The sequence below is a fragment of the Corynebacterium sp. UMB9976 genome (genome assembly GCF_030212265.1).
Lineage (GTDB): Bacteria > Actinomycetota > Actinomycetes > Mycobacteriales > Mycobacteriaceae > Corynebacterium.
Genome location: NZ_JASODY010000090.1, coordinates 1 through 286, shown reverse-complemented (window position 1 = coordinate 286; position 286 = coordinate 1). Strand labels below are relative to the sequence as shown.

At 40.2% G+C, this 286-nt stretch carries 1 protein-coding gene; it reads left to right on the top strand.

Annotated features, from left to right (window positions below; genetic code table 11):
- On the top strand, nt 1–286 hold a 286-nt coding region (locus QP140_RS09930; protein ID WP_284759491.1), incomplete at both ends, for a Cna B-type domain-containing protein.

Genomic DNA, 286 nt, shown 5'->3' with positions numbered 1-286 from the left:
CGACAATAATAACCAAGATGGCAGTCGTCCAAATGAAGTTAAAGTTCAGCTCTACGCTAATGGTGAAAAGAGTGGTAACGAAGTTACCCTTAATGCGGCCAACAAGTGGACTCACACTTGGACCGAATTAGCTGAAAAATCAAATAAGAAAACTGTTCAATACTCAGTTAAAGAAGTTGGTACTGTTAAGGGCTACACTTCATCAGTTAACGGTAAGAATGGTAACTTCATAGTGACTAACACGCATACGCCAAGTACTCCGAATGTTCCTACAAATAAGACCCCA